Here is a 16,686-nt window from a genome sequence, read left to right on the forward strand (position 1 = left end):
CGAAGAGCGACCCGCGGGCGAACGCGTACTTGACGCCCTGACGCTCCGGTCCTTCGGTACGGGTGTCCGGGCGGGGCCCGAAGTCGTAGGTGCCGTACGGAAGTTGAGTGCTCACGGAGGGCGCACGCTTACGGAGGTCGCACGCGTACGGAACGCGGTCGCGGAGAGCGCGCGATCAGGGAAGCCGCGCGGTCAGGGAAGCCGCGCGAGCCCTGCGCGCACGGCGGCGGCGTTCTCGTCGAGTTCGTCGCGCTCCCTTACCTTCCAGTCCGCGTCGATGCGGAAGCCGTCGCCGGCGAAGCGGGGCAGCACGTGCAGGTGCACGTGGAAGACCTCCTGGAACGCGGCCTTGCCGTCGGCCAGGAAGAGGTTGACGCCCTCGCAGCGCAGACCCGATCCGCGCAGCGCGCGGCCGAGGCGGTGGGCCGCCGACCACACCCGCGTGCCGAGGGTCACGTCAAGGTCCTCCAGCCCCTGCGCATGTGCCTTGGGGATGACGAGCAGATGGCCCGGAGTGACGGGCCGGAGGTCCATGAAGGCCACCGTCGCGTCGTCTTCGTGGACGACGCTCGCCTCGGCCCGACCTCGCACGATGTCGCAGAAGACGCACTCGCCGCCGGTCACGCTCACTCTCCTCGCTCTCGCAGGCCCCGGCGCCGATGCGGAAGGAACGACCGCAGACCGCCGCGGACCTTCACGGTAGAAGCGCACAACCCCGGGTGCGCGCTGCACGGTTGGGAGTTTTCCAACCCTCCACGGAGTTGCCAGACGAGGGTCACTGGGGGGCTCGGGCGTCGTCTTCCACGAGAGGGCCGACCCCGAGCAGTCCGATCCTCACAGGCGCACCGTGAAGCCTGGGAGGTCATACTCAGCGAAATCCTCAACCGATAGCACGATGCCATCGCTCTCGAATTTCGCGCCACACATATAGCGTGGCCCCGGAGCCCGCATGTACAGGGAATCCGCATCACGAAATGCGTCTTCGGCCCGGCACATGATCGCCATGTCGTCGGCATTGAAGGTGACCATCACATACGGATTCCGGCCGATCGGAGTCTCATCGATCAGTCTCAACTCGGCAGCGGTATCGTCACTCTCCAGGGACACGAACTTGTGCGGAATTCTTGACCAGTCGACCTTGCTCGGAATCCAGGGAAGTGATTCCAAGTACTCGTGGAACACTTGGGAGTAGGAGCTTTCCAACCGGCGACAGTCGTGATCGGCCATCCATTCCTGGACGTGTGGATGCTCTAGGTATGACATACGCAACTCTCGCTTCTAGCCGTGGGGGAAGTGCTCCAACACGGAATAGTAGTCGCCCACAGGGTCTGTAGAACGGATCACGTTGGCGCCGTATTCCCAGCCATCACTTCTCTTGGGGCCGTGCCTTACCCACCAGTTGACGTGAAAGCCCTTCTCCGGGTTGTGCGGGTCGAGGTCGATTCTCCACCCTCGCATACCGTCTGGGCTCTGCATCCCCGTAACTCGGCCCTTGTGGGGACCGATCTCCTGAACAAAGGGCTGGGCATCATCACCAAGACCGGCCATATCGCGAGCAGCGGCCCGAGCACCGTTCAGATCGTCAAAATGTGAAATCTTCTCCTTGCACCCCGCAAGCCCCAGTGGGTCCACCCACGTATGTGGATTGTCCACGTACGTGGTCGGGTTGGGGGACGGGGCGAGGCCCAGGGGGTCCGGGGTGAGGTAGCGGGCCGTTGTGGGGTCGTAGTGGCGGTGGAAGTTGTAGTGGAGGCCCGTTTCCGGGTCGGCGTACTGGCCCGGGAAGCGCAGCGGGGTGTACGCCGTGGCGTCCGCGTTCCAGGTGGTGGTGCCCCACAGGGTGCGGCGCGTGCGCCAGGCGATGTCGCCGGTCTCGTCGAGCAGTTCGGTGGGCGTGCCCACCAGGTCCGTGGCGATCGCGAAGAAGCGGGAGTCGATCTCGGCCTGGCCGGTCGCGTCCGTGATGCGCTCGGTCTGGGTGACCGGGTGCAGACCATCGTGGTCCCAGGTGAGGGTGACCGGGTCGGGAAGGTTCGGGGCCGTCGTGGTCTGCTCGACGAGGGTGGTGCCGTCCCAGGTGAAGTCGACCTGTTCCAGGACCTGTTGGCCGTCGTCGCCGAGGCGCTGCTTGGCGATGCGGCGGCCCAGCGGGTCGTAGAGGTAGCGCCAGCGGGTGCCGTCCGGGGTGACGACGGAGGTGAGCCGGTCCTCGCCGTCCCAGGTGTAGCGCCACGTGTCCGGCTTCTTCGACAGCCGTGACTTCTGCCGCACCGTGGTGCGGCCCGCCGCGTCGTACTCGTAGCGCACCGAGCCGGCCGCCAGCAGCCGTGTGCCCGCGTAGTCGCGCCCGCCGCGCGCGTCCGAACCCGCGTGCTGTGCGGGCCAGTCGGCGGTCGTCTGGTTGCCCGCCGCGTCGTAGGCATACGACTCGGACCAGTCCTCGGCGCGCACCGCCGTCACGCGCCCCGCCGGGTCCAGGTCGAAGCGCTGCGGGCCGTTCAACTCGTCTTCGAGGCCGATGAGCCGGCTGTCGGCCCGATAGGTGTAGCTGCGCCGCTGCACCGTGCCGGCCGACGGCCCGGTGATGGTCTGTGCTGCCAGCCGGCCCGCCGGGTCCCACAGGTTGGTGAAGGCCAGCTCGCCTCCGCCGACCCGGCGGGCGGTCTCACGGCCCGCCGCGTCGTAGTCGGAGGCGACCGTGTGGCCGTCGACGGTCAGCGAGGTGCGGTTGCCGGCCGTGTCGTAGGCGTACGTCGTGACCGTGCCGGACGGGGTGACGCGGCGGGTGCGGCGGCCCAACTGGTCGTAGGCGTGCGTCAGTACGCGGCCGGAGACGGCCTCGGTGCTGATGCGGCCGAGCTTGTCGTGGCGGCGGACGAGTTCGGCGTCAGGGCCGGTGGCCGACATGAGGCGCCCGGCCGCGTCATAGGCGTAATCGGTGGCGTCGCCATCGGCGTTCTTCCTGGTGATGCGGCCCATCGCGTCGTGCGTGAAGCTGACGGTCTGCCCGGCCGGGTTGGTGCGGAAGGCGAGGCGGCCGGCGGCGTCGTGGCCGTACTGCACGGTGCGGCCGTCGAAGTCGGTCTCGGATATCAGCCGGCCCGCCGGGTCGTAGGAGTAACTCCAGTGCAGGCCCTGGGGGTTGGTGACCTCGACGAGACGCAGCTCGGTGTCGTAGGCGAAGGTGTGGCGGACGCCGTCGGGCCCGGTACGTGCCGTCCTCAGGTCGAAGTGCGTGTACTCGTACGAGGTGACCCGGCCGAGGGCGTCGGTGTGGGTCAGGCAGTTGCCCTCGCCGTCGTACGTCCAGCTCTGCACGGCGCCGCCCGGGTCCTCGCGGCGGGTCAGGCGGCCCTCCGGCGTCCAGGAGAGCCGGGTGACGGCGCCCGCCGGGTCGGTGACCTCGACGGGCCGCCCGAAGGCGTCCCGCACATAGGTGGTGGTGCCGCCATCGGGGGCTCCCCGGCCCGAGGCCGGGGAAGGGTCGGTGACCGACAGCGGCAGCCCGGCCATGTCGCAGCGCACGCGGCTCGTGGCACCGTCGGGTTCTCCCCGGCCGGAGGCCGGGGAGGGGGCGGTGACGGAGGCGAGATGGCCGCGTTCGTCGTAGCCGTACGAAGTGGTCGCGCCCGACGGGTCGGTGACGGCGGTGAGCAGGCCACGTTCGTCGCGTGCGTAGTGCCACTCGGCGCCGTCGGGGGCCGTACTGCTCACGGGCCGTCCGTCGGCGTCGTATTCGGCACTGGTCTCGCCGCCGTCGGGCAGCACGACCTTCAGCAGGCGTCCCGCGTCGTCGTAGGTGTACCGGACGGTGCCGCCGGCCGGGTCGGTGACGGTGAGCGGGCGGTGCTCCGCGTCGTAAGCGGTGTGCGTGGTCTGCCCGTTGGGGTCGGTCTCGGCGACGATGCGCAGCCGGCTGTCGACGAGGAAGTGCAGCCGGTGGCCCAGGGAGTCGGTGACGCGTGTGACGTGGTGCCCCGGGGTGCCGGACGGCAGTCCGTACTCGAAAGTGGCCCGCTGGTGGCCCGCCTCGCCGGTGTGGAAGACGCAGCGGTCCTGCTCGTCGTAGGTGTACGAGAAGGAGCTGTCGTTGCTGTCGGTCCAGGAGACGATGCGGCCCCGGTCGTCGACGCCGTAGCGGACCGCCGCTCCCGTGGAGTCGGCGACCGAGGTGAGGTGCCCCGCCTCGTCGTAGCCGTACGACTTCAGCAGCTGCGCGGAGCCGTCCGGCGCACCGCCCGCGAGGTACAGCCCGGTGACCCGGCCGCCGGCGCAGGCGAAGGTCAGCTCGTACCCGCCGGAGTGGGTCACCGACAGGGGCGCGCCGGTCTCGCCGTCCCACTCGAACGAGGCCCAGCCGCCGGTCTCGTGGCTCAGCGCGGCGATCCGGGCGACGCCGTCGCCGCCGGGTGGTGCGTCCTCCGGGGCTTCGAAAGTGCGGGTGAGTCCGCTCACGGGGTCGGTGAGGGTGTACGAGCCGTCGACGCGGCGGTCCAGCGGCCACGGCAGTCCCTGCTGCGGGACGACGGGAACGCCGGGCGCGGGGTGCGGGTAATCGCGGACGCTGCCGTCGGCGGCGACGTAGACCACGCCCTCGGGGTCGATCTCCAGCCGCTCGTCCAGCGGGGAGGCCCACGCCGGACCGAACCAGACGCCCAGCCGGTAGGCCGATTCGAAGGTACGGATGAAGCCGAGGGGGAACGAGCCGGGCAGCGAGACGTCGGTCTCGGCCATGACCATGCGGCCGGTGGCCATGTCCACCGGCTCCTTCCTCAGGACCTTGCAGTCGAACTGCCGGCGCAGATCGCTGAGCCGATGCCGCAGCGTCTTGCGGGCGCCCTCCTCGGCGCCCTCCTTGATCCCGCGCTTCAGCCCGGCCTTCAGGCCCGCCCTGAGTCCTCCCTTGGCGACGGCGCCGGCGCCCTTGCTGCCGACGACGTCGACGGCGAGCTTCCCGGCCATCTCGCCCGGGTCGCTCCAGTCGGCGTTCTTGATCGCGCCGACGATGCGCTCGGGGTGGGCCGCTGTGGAGGCCAGCCCGGTCATGACGCCGTTCATGTTCTTCAGGTAGTCGCCGGGATGTGTGAGGTTGTACGGCTCCATCGGGTTGACCGTCCGCGCCAGCTGGAGGGTCTCCACAAGTCCCTTTCCCACGCCGCCGAGCACGTGCATGGTGTTGAGGGACATCCCCTCCGCGTAGTCCCGTGCTCCGCGCCCGAGTTGGTCCATCAGGCCCGGCTCCGGCGGGGCGTCCTCCACCAGCTTCGACATCGTCCGCTGCGCCTCGCGGGCCGCCGAGTCGCGCTGCCCGCGGGCCTCGGACAGCAGATGCCGCGCACGCTCGAGGCCGTCCTCACCGGGGTCGTGGAAGGGCTCGGGACGGGGGCCGGGGTCGCCGCCGGACTCATTGGTGCGGTTCCAGGCGTCGACGCGCTTGTTGTACGCGTGGACCGCCTTGTCCGAGGCCGCCTTCGCCTTCTTGTACGCGGCGACGGCCTCACGGGCCTGGCCCTGCGCCCACTGCACCGTGGAGGCGAACTCCACGAGGGACTTGGCCGCGTCCTCACAGGCGTCGGCCGCCTTGATCCAGAACTTCGGCTGCGGCGAGAACTTCTCCCGGAAGGCGTCGCCCGCCTTGCCACGCCACGAGTCGGCGTCCATGCCGCGCATTCCCGAGCCCATCCGCTCGAACGCGCGGAAGAAGTCCCGCAGATGCTCGGCGGTCTTCGTGATCTCCTCGACGTCGCCGTGTATCAGCTCCTTGGGGTCCTCGGTCGTGCCCAGCTCGCGCTCGGCGACCTTCGCGCCGAGGCCGTCCGCCGCCCATTCGCCGCCGTCCCGCACGGCCTCGGCGGCACCGTCCGCGCCGGCCGACTCCAGGCCGTCGGCGGCCTTGTCACCGAGCCACCCGACGCCGTCGCCGAGCGCCTCGCCGGCGCCGTCGATCCAGTCACCCATCAGTGCGCACCCCCGCTGCCGCCCTGCTGTCCGCCTCCGGCGCCGCCGCCCTGCCCCTGCCGGCCGGCCGGGTCGCCGTCCCACTGCCATTCGCCGCGCGAGCCCGGAAGCAGCGGGGAGGTCTCGGCGTCGTCGCCGGCCTTCTCCCACTGCTCGCCCATCTCGTCGAAGTCGGGCAGCGAGTAGTCAACCGGCTTGTCGCGCTGGGCTGCCTGGACGGACTCCTGCCCGATCTGAGTCCACGACTTGTCCGCGGCGCCCTCGCCCGCGGACATGCCGGCGGCGGGGTCGTTCGCGGCGGCGCTCGCCGCCAGCTCCTTCAGGGTGCCGACGACGTACTCCTCCTGCTCGTGGTACAGGCCGGCGTTGAGCCCGAGCCCCAGCGCGAGCTGGTTGGCGTCGTGGATCCTCTCGCTGACGGCCGCGCCCCAACGGTCGCAGAACTCCTCGAACTTATCGGCCAGAGCGGCGTCGCCGAGCGTCATGCCCGACAGCGACATGCGCGAGAAGCCGTGTCCCTGCTGGCTGGTGATGGAGAAGAGGCCGACCTCCTCCAGCTCCGCTATCGCGTCCTTCAGGCCCTTCTCGATCTGCTTGGCCGCGTGCGGGTCGAACTCGTAGCCGCTCATGGGCCGTTCCCCTCCCCCTCCCCGTGGGCTGCTGCCGCGTCCGCCGGTCCGGCGTCGGGGCCGTCGGGGCTGTGGGAGCCGCCGGATCCGCCCCCCGGCGCCTCCGCCGCCGCGTCGACCGCCGCGCGCTCCGGCACGATCCCCCGCACCGGCGGCAGCAACACCCCGTCCTCGCTGCCCGCGTCGACCGCGACACCGCACCAGAAGTCCAGCGACGGCACCACCTCGTCCAGCAGCCGTGCGCCGTAGAGCGACTGGAACTCCCACTCGCCCCCGTCGCCCCGCCCGCGGGCGAACTCCGCCAGGGCCTCCCGCGAGGTGAAGGCGTAGATCCAGCGCAGCCCGCCGGACTCCGCCGACATCAACCCGCCGTCCAGCAGCGGCACCAGCACCAGGCGGCGCCGGAACTCCCCCACCGTCGCCGCGACTTCCCACTCCGCATGGAGTTCCCGCGGCTCCCGCCGCCCCGTACGGGCGTCCGCCGACGCCGTCGCTTCCCCCGGCATCCGTACAACTCCCCGTCCCCGATGTCCCCGTCCCGATCTCCCGGGCCCCCGACCTTCCCGGGCCCCTATCCCCCGGCAGCACCCAAGACCGTACACACGGTCACTGACACCTGTCGCAAGGCACCGGGGCGGTGAGTCATGGCTCACGGTGCGGTGGGTGGGGCGGCGGCGGGGGTGGCTGCGCGGCGTGTGGCCGTAGGCTGAAGGGGCCGGTCAGGGAGGGTTCGGGCGGTCGGGCCGCCTCGCCCCAAGTGGGGTTTACATGAGCCGAGTTGGCGTCACGTGACCTAAATCGCCCGCTATTTGGCCGTCGCTGTCAGTGGGAGGATCTAGTCTTGACACATGTCCTCCACTTCCCAGCCACCAGTTTCCGACGGTCAGACAATCGCCGAGGCCAACGAGGCCATCCGGCAGTATGTTTCCGGCCGTACGATCTGGTCGCAGGCGGACCTCGCCGAGCTGGACCGGCTGCGTACGAGCTGGAAGCGCGCCGTCCAGGCCCAGGTGACGCGGGCGGCCTGAGACCGCACGGGCCGGCACCGAGAGCCGCCGGCCCGTCGCCGCGAGGGGTGCGGGGCGCCGCACATGCGCAGCCCCGCCTCCCCGGCTTCCCGTCTCCCCGGATCTCCGGCTTCCGGGCAGTCCGGGCAGGGGCAAGGACACCCCCACTCAGCCCTGGCGGGGGAAGGACACCTCCACGCGGCGGTTCTTCTCGCGCCCCTCTTCGGTCTTGTTGTCCGCGATCGGGTAATCCTCGCTGTAGCCGCGGACGTTGAAGGTGACGGTGGGGTCCAGCTCCTCGGCCAGCGCCTGCTGTACGGCGTCGGCGCGCTTCTTCGACAGCTTCTTGCCGTGCTCGTAGGAGCCCAGGTCGTCGGTGAAGCCGAAGACGTTGACCTCCTTCGCCTTCTGCGAGCCGGCCTCGTCCGCGATGTCGGCGATGCGGGACCGGGCGCCGCCGTCGAGCTTCGAGCTGTCCTTCGGAAAGAGCACCTCGGCCTGGAGCGTGAACTTCGTCTTCCCCGTGCTGTCCTCGCGACGCTCCTGGCCGCCCAGGTCTTCCGTGACGAACTTGATGTCGAGCACCTTCGACGGCGCGAGCTTCGCCCCGTCGGCGAGCTTGAGGCCCGCGGCCTGCGGGTCGATCTTCACGGGCGGTCTGGAGTCGCCGATGTGGTCCGGGGGTTCGCTGTAGTCGGGTGCGGGCGCGCCGCCCTCGCCCGGCAGCGAAGGGGCCGTGGTGGGGATGGTCGTGGGGTCGTCGGCACCGGGGAGCGACGTGGGGCCGCTCGGGACCTTGACCGTGGGCTCCGGGGCGGGGTCGTCGGCCCGCGCGCTCGCCGCTCCGAACGCCGTCAGCAGCACGGCGGAGGCGGAGGTGCACAGGACGGTACGAAGCGCTGTGCGGAGCGCGTGGGCGCGGCCGACGCGGCCGGAGCGGCTCGGATTCATCTCGTCACTCACCTGACAGCTTCACCGTCGCGCTGGGCATGTCCGCCACCTGGAAGTCGACCTTGGTCGTCGACGAGGGCGGTGCGGGGAACTGCGCGAACCATTCGGATGTCTCCCCCTGCTCGAATCCGCCGGTGAACTTGGTGCACAGACAGTGCCCGTTGGTGTCCCGGAGGATGTAGTAGCGCTTCTTGCCCCTCTTGTCGATCATCGTGGCGCCGGCCATCGACAGGCCGTTGTCCTTGAGTTCGGACTCGTCGCTCGACCAGCCGGGCAGCACCGCGACCGTGGGGCCCTCGTTCTTCAACGTCCCCTTGAACGTGGTGAATCCGGAGCTGTCACGCTTCGCGGAGTTGATGGTCAGGGTGATGTCCCCGCCCTTGCCGCCCTTCACCTGGGCCAGCACCTTGTCCGTGTCGACGGAACCGCCGCCGGAGCCGCCCGAGCCGTCCTGCTGCGAGGAGCCGCCGGACTTCGCGCCGCCGTCACCGCCGTCACCGTCGTCCCCGCCGCTGCAACCGGCCACGGCGAGCACCAGACCAGTGGTGATCGCCGCCGCGGTCATCCCTCTGCGGGGCCTCATCGTGCGCCGAAAGGTCATGGGTTGCTCGTCCCCTGTTCGTCGTCCGCCCGTCAACCGACCAGCACCACCGAGAAGAGGTCCGACGGTTTCAGGTCGAGGTCGATGTCGTCCGGGTCGATGGTGAAGTCGTCGCCGTCACACGTGATTTCGATCAGGTCGGCGTCGTCCGAGAGTTCGCACCGGGGCTTGATGACGGCGGTCGCGCGGGCCACCGCCTTCTTGTGGTCGGCGCCGGGGACCACCGTGTCGCCGGTGTCGAAGCGCGTGCGCACCTTGACCCTGTAGCCGTCGTGGCCGTCCCGGGTCACCGCGTCGCAGGCGATGACGTCGGAGCGGTTGCGGCCGGCGAAGTGGTCCGCCTCGCCGCATCCGTCACCGGCGAGCGAGCCGAGTCCGTCGAGGATGTCCTCCAGGTCGTCGCCGTCGACGACGGCGTCCAGGAAGTCCTCGAACAGCTCGTCCCGGTCGTCCTGGGCGGCGGCGAGCGCGGCGGCGTCGGCGGCGGACTGACCGCCGTTGCGTACGGTGCCGGCCTGGGCGACCGCGAAGAAGGCGAAGGCGAGGAAGAGCAGACCGGCGATGACCGCCCCGTAGAGGATCACGGTCGCTCCCTCGTCGCCGTGCCCGGACCGCGCGTCGAGCCGGCGCCGAAGCCGTACGGGGCTGAGCCGGATCAGACGCTGCCGGACCAGGCGCTGCCGGACCGCACCCGGCCGCCCGGGACCCGGCCGCCCGGGACCCCGCCGTCCGCGACCCTCGCGTCCGGCAACCTCGCGTCCGGGACTCAACCGCCCAGGATGCTGTTGACGGCCTTCGCGATCCCCGCGGAGATCGCCGTGTTCAGGCCCAGCCCCCTGATCGCGAGGATGATCGCGGCCACGATGATCACGATGCCCGCGTATTCGATGGCGCTGGCGCCCCTGTCCGACTCGCGGCCGTGCATGCGCTCCCAGACGCGTCGGCGCCAGTTGCGGATGGCATTCGACATCGCGGTCTCCTTCGGTGATGACGGGCTCGGTGTGGGTACCGGCGGTCTGCTCGACGGTCTTCTTCTCGACGGTCTTCTCGGCCGTCTGCGCGCCGGTACTCCCGGCGGTCTTGCGGGTGTTGCAGGTCTCGAAGTCCTCGACGTCCTCGAAGCTCTCGACGTCCTCGAAGCTCTCGAAGGTCTTCTGCACTGTCTCGTCGGCGGCCAAACGGGCCGCCGGCGCAAGCGAGTTGAAGCCCGAAGGCGCTGAAGTGGTCCGACGCCCCGTCATCCCGCCCCCACCTCGTAGCCCACCGTCGTTGCCCGAATGCAGACTGTGCCACATCGTCCGCCTCCGACGAAGAGGGCGGCCGAAGGGCGGTGGGATCCGGCGTGACCCGCGGGCGTACGCCGCGTCCCGTGCGTCGCGGCTCCTCCCGCCGTTCGCGCTCTTCCCGCTGTTCGCGCTCTGCCCGCTGTCATCGCGTCACCCGTTCAGTACGGAACCGAAGTCGGTGTCCGAGCCGAGGACGAAGGTGGCCACGATCAGCAGCAGCGTGCCCGGCAGCAGGAACGCGATGGTGGTCATCGTCGCCTTCGGCACCGTCTTGGCGGCCTGGCGGCGGGCGTTCTGCGCGTCCGTGCGGCGCATGTCCGTGGCGATCTGGATGAGGGTGTCCGCGATGGGCGCGCCCAGCTCCTCGCCCTGCTGGAGCGCCGACACGAACTGGTCGACCTGGTCGCTGTCGTTGCGCCTGCGCAGGTCGTCGAAGGCTTCGCGGCGGCTGACGCCGAGGTCCATCTGCCGCAGGGTGATGCGCAGTTCGTCCGCCCACGGCCCCTCGTAGTGCTCGGCGACCCGCTCCATCGCCTGCCGGAAGCTGAGGCCCGCGGAGACGACGACGGCGAGTACGTCGAGGAAGTCGGGAAGGGTGCGCTCGATGACGCGCTTGCGGTCGCGCACCGCCTGCCGGATGCCGAGATCGGCGGCGGTGGCGCCGAAGGCCAGCACGACGACCGCGAACAGCCAGCTGTCGGAGGCCAGTCCGACCAGCGCCATGAGGATGCCGAAGAGCCCGTACGCGCCGCGCCTGGCCGCGTAACGGTGGATGGTCAGGCCGCCGGGATTGCCCGCCTGGTCGATCCTGCGGCGCTTGGCGTCGACCCGGCGCTCGCCCATCAGCCGCAGCACGAGCGGCGCCAGCGGCATGCCGAGACGGTCGACTGCCGCTCCGCCCTTGGTCGTTCGGGTGGAGCCCACTTCGAGCGCGAGGGCGAGGTCGCTGGGCAGCTCGGCGTCGGCGCGGTACATGCGGACGCCCGCGATGATCCCGTACACGGCGAGTCCGGCGACGGCGGCGAGAAGGAAGGGCAGCACGGGCACGGCGGTCATGTCTCTCTCCTCCTCAGATCTCGATCTTGCCGAGCCGGCGGATGACGAAGAAGCCCGCGGCGAAGAGGCCGACGGCCACGATGATCGCGAGCTGGCCGAGCGCGGAGCCGGTGACCCGGGCGAGGGCGCCGGGCATCATCGAGTTCATCATCAGCATCGCGCCGAGGCCCAGCACGGGGACGGTGAAGGCCGTCGCGTTCACTTCGGCGAGCATGGTGCGCACCTCGCGCCGGGTCTCCTTGCGCTCCTCCAGCGTCGTCGTGAGGTTGCGCAGGGACGCGACGAGCGTGCCGCCCGCCCGGTTGGCGAGGACCAACGTCGTGACGAGCACGACGAGTTCGCGTGACGGCAGCCGCTCGGCGAGCTCGCCGAGGGTGTCGTCGACGGAACGGCCCAGCGCCAGCTGGTTGGTGACGAGGGTGAGTTCGTCGCCCGCCGGGGCGTCCAGCTCCTCCGCGGCCATGCTGAGCGCCGTACGCAGGGCGAGCCCGGCGGAGGTGGCGTTGGCGAGTATGCGGGACAGCTCCGGCAGCTGGTTGATGAACTGCTCGGTGCGGCGCTGCCGTTGATGGGTGAGGAAGGCGCCGGCGGCCACCACGCCGATTATCCCGGCGATCGGGCCGAAGAACGGCGCGAGCACGGAGGCGGCGACCAGCCACAGCCCGGCCACGAGCACGACGACATAGACGGCGAACTCGCCGGGCGTGATGTCCAGTCCGGTGGCCGCCAGCCGGTTCTGTACGAGGCGGCCCGGCCTGGTGCGGCGCAGCCGCCTGTCCACCCCGGCGAAGGCGCGGCGGGGGCCTTCCCGCGGCTCCCGGCCGACCGCTTCGGCGGTGAGCCGCTCCACGAGGGCCTTCTTCTGCGCGCGTCCCGAGGCGAACGCCATGACCGCGGCGACGGCGAGGGCGGCCGCCAGCAGGAAGGCGCCGAGGGCGAGTTGAGCGGTGACGTTCACACCGCCTCCCTTGTCGCCAGCTGGTCCGCGTCGTCGGCCACGCCGAAGACCGGGGGCACGGACTCGCCGACCATGTAGAGCCGCTCGGCCGCGCGCCTCGGCACGGGCAGATGCTCGAAGCCGCCGTGCACCTTGCCGTCCGCGGACATGGGCTGCGCGTCGAAGCGGGCGACGGACGCGATGCGGAAGACCTCCCTGCCGTGCGAGGCGAGCAGCACGATCTCCACGACCTTCCGCGATCCGTCGGCGAAGCGCGCGAGCTGGATGATCACGTCCACGGCCGAGTTGATCTGGTCCTGGAGCGCCGGGAACGGGATCTCGACCTCCGACATCGAGGCGAGCGTCTGGAGCCGCATCAGCGCGTCCTCCGCGCTGTTGGCGTGCACCGTCGCCAGCGAGCCGTCGTGCCCGGTGGACATGGCCTGGAGCATGTCGAGCGTCTCGCCGCCGCGCACCTCGCCGACGATGATGCGGTCGGGCCGCATGCGCAGCGAGTTGCGCACGAGGTCGCGCACGGTGATCTGGCCCTTGCCCTCGACGTTCGGCGGCCTGGTCTCCAGCCGGATGACGTGCTGCTGCTGGAGCTGGAGCTCGGCGGCGTCCTCGACGGTGATGATGCGCTCGTGCTCCGGGATGAGCCCGGAGAGCGCGTTGAGGAGGGTGGTCTTGCCGCTGCCCGTGCCGCCGGAGACGATCACGTTGAAGCGTGCCCGGATGAAGGCCGACAGCAGCGAGACGATGTACTCGTCGAGCGTGCCCAGCGCGATCAGTTCGTGCAGCGCGTACGCGCGGGGGAAGCGCCGGATGGTCAGCGCCGGCCCGCTGAGGGAGAGCGGAGGGACGATGACGTTGACGCGCTCGCCGGAGGGCAGCCGCGCGTCGACCATCGGATTCGACTCGTCCACACGCCTGTTGACGGTGGAGACGATGCGCTCGATGGTCTGCATCAGCTGCTCTTCGGAGGCGAAGCGGACGGGGACCTGCTCGACCCGGCCCGCCCGTTCCACGAAGACCTGATCCGGTCCGTTGACCATGATCTCGGTGATGCCGGCGTCCTCCAGCAGCGGTTCGAGCACGCCGAGCCCCAGCGCCTCGTCCACGACGCGGCGGATGAGCAGCGCCCGGTCCGCGGTGGACAGTACGGGGCCCTCGCGGCTGATGATGTGCCCGAGCACGCGCTCCAGACGTGCCCTTCGCTCCTGTGGCGCGAGGGCGGACATCTCGGCGAGGTCGATCTCCTGGAGGAGCTTCGCGCGGTAGACCGACACGAGGTGCGTGGTACCGCCGTCGGCGGCCGAACCGCTGCGCGTCCGGGTCTCCGGCGTGGTGATACGGGCCCGCAGGCTCAATTCCGGCCTCCTCTCCGTGCGTTCACATTCCTGTTCACGTTTGCGTTCACGTTTGCGTTCATGTGGCCCGTCCCGTCAGTCGCGCGGCATGGTCGCGGAGCGGGATGCGCGGCCGAAGTCGTCGACCCCGGGGACGACGGACGGGATGGTCACCGTGGTGGTCACCCTCACCTCGTCCGCTCCCCCGCCGAGGGCGAAACGGCTGCGGGAGGCGGTCCAGTCCGACATCGCCGCCTTGCCCGACGTCGCGTAGTCGTCTGCGATGTCCTCCCGGCTCGCGATGCGGGCGGCGGCACGGGCGCCCGTACCGGCCTGCTGTACGGCGTAGCCCGCGACGCCGAGCTGTATCGCGGCCATCGCCACGAGCAGCAGCAGCGGCAGCATGCCCGCCAACTCCAGGCTGGAGGCGCCGCGTTCGAGGTCGCGGTCGCCGGTCCGGGCGCGCAGGGCGCGCACCGGCGGCGACGAGCGCACCGCCCGCACAACCCGCACAACCCGTCTCCCACCCGGCGTCCCCGCCCCCGTACGGCTCATCCCGCACTCACCCCTCCCCCTCCTGCGCGGCGCCCGCGTCGCCGCTGATGCTGAAGGGGAGCTTCCCGGCGCCGGGGAAGAGGACGGGCGCGGACAGGCCCACGTCCGCCTTCCACAGGTGGCCTTCGAGGTTGCAGCTGACGTCCGAACCGTCACGCCACTCCGCGGGCAGATGCTTCGTCGCAGCGGACTCGCAGGCGCCCTGAGCGTCGCCCGAGGAGGCCGCAGCGGTCGCCGCCCGCGCCGCCTCGTCGGCCGCGTTGCCCGCGAGCGAGAACGTGTAGCCGACGAGTACGCACTGCCACAGCACCGCCAGCACGGCCAGGATGACCGGCGCCATACCCGCGAACTCCACGGTGACGGCGCCCTTTTCGCCCCAGACGCTGGTCTCGCCCTCGTCGTCGTCGATGTCGTCGTCGTCGAGCGGCGGCCGTACGGGGCGGCCCCCTGCCACGCGTCCGATGTCGGGTCCCACCGGCGCCACCCTCGTACGGGTGTGGAAGGGCGCGGCGCTGTTCGGCTCCTGCGGCGCGCGGTGGTCGCGGTACTCGGGGGGCGTCCGCTCGTCGTGCGAGGTGCCGAGCGTACGGCCCGACGCGCCCGGAGGCAGCGCCTGCCGTCCCTCGGCGCCCGGGTCGCCCTGCCGTGGCCCGGGAGCCTGCCCGGCGCCGCCACGGCCCGCGAGACCGGAGAGACCCGAGAGTCCGGACTGCCCGGCGGCACCGGGCTGTTGGCCCGTCTGACCCTGCTGGCCCGCCTGGCCCTGCTGTCCGGGCTGTCCCTGCTGCCCCTGCTGTGCGGCGCCCTGCGCACCCGGCCCGTGCAGCCCCGGCCCGTGCGGTCCCGGGCCGTGCAGCCCCGGGCCGTGCGTGCCCTGGCTCCCCTGACCGGCCGCCTGCCCCGGCTGCCCTGTCTGCGGCGTCTGCCCCGGCTCACCGGACCGGCCGGTACCGCCCGCCCGTCCGCCGGCGGCAGCCTGCCCCGGCTGCCCCGGCTGCTGCCCCGGCTGCTGCCCCTGCGTGCCCGCCGAGGATCCCGGCGGCAGGGCGCGCCCGGCGGCGGAGCCGGAGACCGTGGGCGGCAGCACCTGCTTGGGCTGCCCGGACCCCCCGAGCCCCTTCGTGCCCTTGACGCCCCGCACGCCGCCGCCCTTGCCGTGCCTGCCGCCGCCCTGCGCCTCGGCCGCCGTGACGAGTCCCAGCTCTCCGGCGAAGGCCCAAAGCGCCTGTCTGACGGAGCTCTTGGCCTCCAGGTCCTGGATGCGCCCGGCGTCCACGGCGCTCTGAAGTTCCTTGTAGTTGGCGGGGATCGTCGTCCCGGCCACCGGCGTCCCGACGATGCGGGCGATCAGCGCCGGCTGGATCTCCGTGAAGCGCGACGTGCGGTTGACGAGGGTGACGGTCTCCTCCGCCTTGCGGATCTGGAGCCTGTCCCACATCCGCACCATGCGCTTGGCGGCCCGTACGGCCACCACGTCCGGCGTCGTCACGAGCACCGCGCTGTCGGAGGTCTCGATCGCCGCGGCGTTGGCCGCGTTGAGCTGGGTGCCGCAGTCGATCACGACGATGTCGTAACGCGCCCTGATCGCCCCGATGATCTGCCGTGCCGCACGGTCGTCGACCTCCTCGCCGCGCTCGCCCTCGCCCGGCGCCAGCAGCAGCCCGAGTCCCGACTCGTGTGCGAAGACCGCGTCCTGGAGCACACGCGCGGAGATGTCCGAGATGCCGGCGAGGTCGGCCGCCGAGCGCCGGAACTGCACATCCAGGTACGAGGCCACGTCGCCGGACTGGAGGTCCATGTCCACCAGGGCGGTGCCGCGTCCCGACGCCTGTGCCGCCAGGGCGAGTTGGACGGCGGCGAGCGTCGTGCCCACGCCGCCCTTGGCGCCCGTGACGGCGACGACGGTGCCCCCGGGGCCGACGGGCTCGTCCGGCATGCCGCCGAGGTGCTTCCGTACGCCCACGGCCCACGAGGCGGCGGCCCCCACCCGCGCGGCCAGGTCGTCGTAGCTGAGGGGAAGCCCCAGCACACCGCGCGCGCCGGCGTCCATCGCCGCCGAGTACAGCGGCTGGCTGGTGTCACGGGTGATGAGGACGACGCCGACCGCGGGGAAGCGCAGTGCGATCTCGCGGATCAGCTCCAGCGCGGGAAGCGGCCGGATGAGCTCGTGGACGAGCACGACCTCGGGCAGGTCCGCGACGGTCCCCTCCGCCAACCGCCCGAGCGAGTCGAGCAGTTGGGTGGAGTCGACGGCGGGCGCCACCGGCTCGCTGTCGGGAAGCTGGCTGAGCAGGCCGACGACCGACCTGGCGGCTTCCGGGTCGCTGACGGCTGGCTGAATGCGGGTGACCATCGGC

General features: G+C 71.4%; 16 protein-coding genes and 1 pseudogene. 2 read left to right on the forward strand and 15 right to left on the reverse strand.

Annotated features, from left to right (window positions below; translation table 11 throughout):
* Positions 1–192: 192 nt before the first annotated feature.
* The 5 genes from HCC61_RS05660 to HCC61_RS30075 all read right to left on the reverse strand — a co-directional run bounded on the left by HCC61_RS05660 (position 193) and on the right by HCC61_RS30075 (position 7,093).
* Positions 193–624 (reverse strand): HIT family protein, encoded by a 432-nt coding sequence (locus HCC61_RS05660; RefSeq protein WP_169134149.1) that lies wholly within the window; start codon positions 622–624, stop codon positions 193–195.
* A 210-nt stretch (positions 625–834) separates the two neighbouring features.
* Complete coding sequence (locus tag HCC61_RS05665; protein WP_169134150.1) at positions 835–1,227, reverse strand: hypothetical protein; 393 nt, start codon at positions 1,225–1,227, stop codon at positions 835–837.
* Between the two features lie 51 nt (positions 1,228–1,278).
* Complete coding sequence (locus HCC61_RS05670; protein WP_169134151.1) at positions 1,279–5,958, reverse strand: putative T7SS-secreted protein; 4,680 nt, start codon at positions 5,956–5,958, stop codon at positions 1,279–1,281.
* Positions 5,958–6,587, reverse strand: coding sequence for a hypothetical protein (locus HCC61_RS05675; RefSeq protein ID WP_169134152.1), 630 nt, complete (start codon positions 6,585–6,587; stop codon positions 5,958–5,960). The genes HCC61_RS05670 and HCC61_RS05675 overlap by 1 nt, the downstream gene beginning before the upstream one ends.
* Positions 6,584–7,093 (reverse strand): SseB family protein, encoded by a 510-nt coding sequence (locus tag HCC61_RS30075; RefSeq protein WP_206322131.1) that lies wholly within the window; start codon positions 7,091–7,093, stop codon positions 6,584–6,586. Before HCC61_RS30075 ends, HCC61_RS05675 begins: the two co-directional genes overlap by 4 nt.
* Before the next feature lie 342 nt (positions 7,094–7,435).
* Between HCC61_RS30075 and HCC61_RS05685 the strand changes: the two genes are divergently transcribed.
* Positions 7,436–7,615, forward strand: a complete 180-nt coding sequence (locus HCC61_RS05685; RefSeq protein ID WP_169134153.1) for a hypothetical protein — start codon at positions 7,436–7,438, stop codon at positions 7,613–7,615.
* Positions 7,616–7,762: 147 nt separating this feature from the next.
* On the opposite strand, the gene HCC61_RS05690 is transcribed toward HCC61_RS05685, so the two are convergent.
* From HCC61_RS05690 to HCC61_RS05705, 4 genes are all read right to left on the reverse strand, one after another.
* On the reverse strand, positions 7,763–8,557 hold the full coding sequence (locus HCC61_RS05690; RefSeq protein WP_346777040.1) for an OmpA family protein: 795 nt from the start codon (positions 8,555–8,557) through the stop codon (positions 7,763–7,765).
* Positions 8,550–9,146, reverse strand: coding sequence for a hypothetical protein (locus HCC61_RS05695; RefSeq protein WP_169134154.1), 597 nt, complete (start codon positions 9,144–9,146; stop codon positions 8,550–8,552). Before HCC61_RS05695 ends, HCC61_RS05690 begins: the two co-directional genes overlap by 8 nt.
* A gap of 32 nt (positions 9,147–9,178) precedes the next feature.
* A complete protein-coding gene (locus tag HCC61_RS05700; RefSeq protein WP_346777041.1) occupies positions 9,179–9,730 on the reverse strand; it encodes a hypothetical protein in 552 nt (183 codons plus the stop codon).
* Positions 9,731–9,912: 182 nt separating this feature from the next.
* Positions 9,913–10,116, reverse strand: coding sequence for a hypothetical protein (locus HCC61_RS05705; protein ID WP_169134155.1), 204 nt, complete (start codon positions 10,114–10,116; stop codon positions 9,913–9,915).
* Between HCC61_RS05705 and HCC61_RS05710 the strand changes: the two genes are divergently transcribed.
* On the forward strand, positions 10,103–10,366 hold the full coding sequence (locus HCC61_RS05710; protein ID WP_169134156.1) for a hypothetical protein: 264 nt from the start codon (positions 10,103–10,105) through the stop codon (positions 10,364–10,366). The two genes, HCC61_RS05705 and HCC61_RS05710, sit on opposite strands and share 14 nt — an antisense overlap.
* A 216-nt stretch (positions 10,367–10,582) precedes the next feature.
* On the opposite strand, the gene HCC61_RS05715 is transcribed toward HCC61_RS05710, so the two are convergent.
* From HCC61_RS05715 to HCC61_RS05740, 6 genes and pseudogenes are all read right to left on the reverse strand, one after another.
* Positions 10,583–11,488 (reverse strand): DUF5936 domain-containing protein, encoded by a 906-nt coding sequence (locus tag HCC61_RS05715; protein ID WP_169134157.1) that lies wholly within the window; start codon positions 11,486–11,488, stop codon positions 10,583–10,585.
* 13 nt (positions 11,489–11,501) lie between these two features.
* Positions 11,502–12,446: a type II secretion system F family protein gene (locus HCC61_RS05720; protein WP_346777042.1), complete on the reverse strand. Its 945-nt coding sequence runs from the start codon at positions 12,444–12,446 to the stop codon at positions 11,502–11,504.
* Positions 12,443–13,795 carry a CpaF family protein gene (locus tag HCC61_RS05725; RefSeq protein ID WP_169134158.1) on the reverse strand — a complete coding sequence of 451 codons (1,353 nt, stop codon included), beginning with the start codon at positions 13,793–13,795 and terminating at the stop codon, positions 12,443–12,445. Before HCC61_RS05725 ends, HCC61_RS05720 begins: the two co-directional genes overlap by 4 nt.
* A gap of 75 nt (positions 13,796–13,870) precedes the next feature.
* Positions 13,871–14,251 (reverse strand): TadE/TadG family type IV pilus assembly protein, encoded by a 381-nt coding sequence (locus HCC61_RS05730; protein WP_346777075.1) that lies wholly within the window; start codon positions 14,249–14,251, stop codon positions 13,871–13,873.
* Between the two features lie 85 nt (positions 14,252–14,336).
* A complete protein-coding gene (locus HCC61_RS05735) occupies positions 14,337–14,669 on the reverse strand; it encodes a pilus assembly protein (RefSeq protein ID WP_206322211.1) in 333 nt (110 codons plus the stop codon).
* Positions 14,670–15,518: 849 nt separating this feature from the next.
* A pseudogene (locus HCC61_RS05740) lies at positions 15,519–16,682 on the reverse strand (AAA family ATPase); the annotation flags it as partial.
* Positions 16,683–16,686 lie beyond the last annotated feature (4 nt).

This window comes from Streptomyces sp. HNM0575 (assembly GCF_012726265.1).
GTDB lineage: Bacteria > Actinomycetota > Actinomycetes > Streptomycetales > Streptomycetaceae > Streptomyces.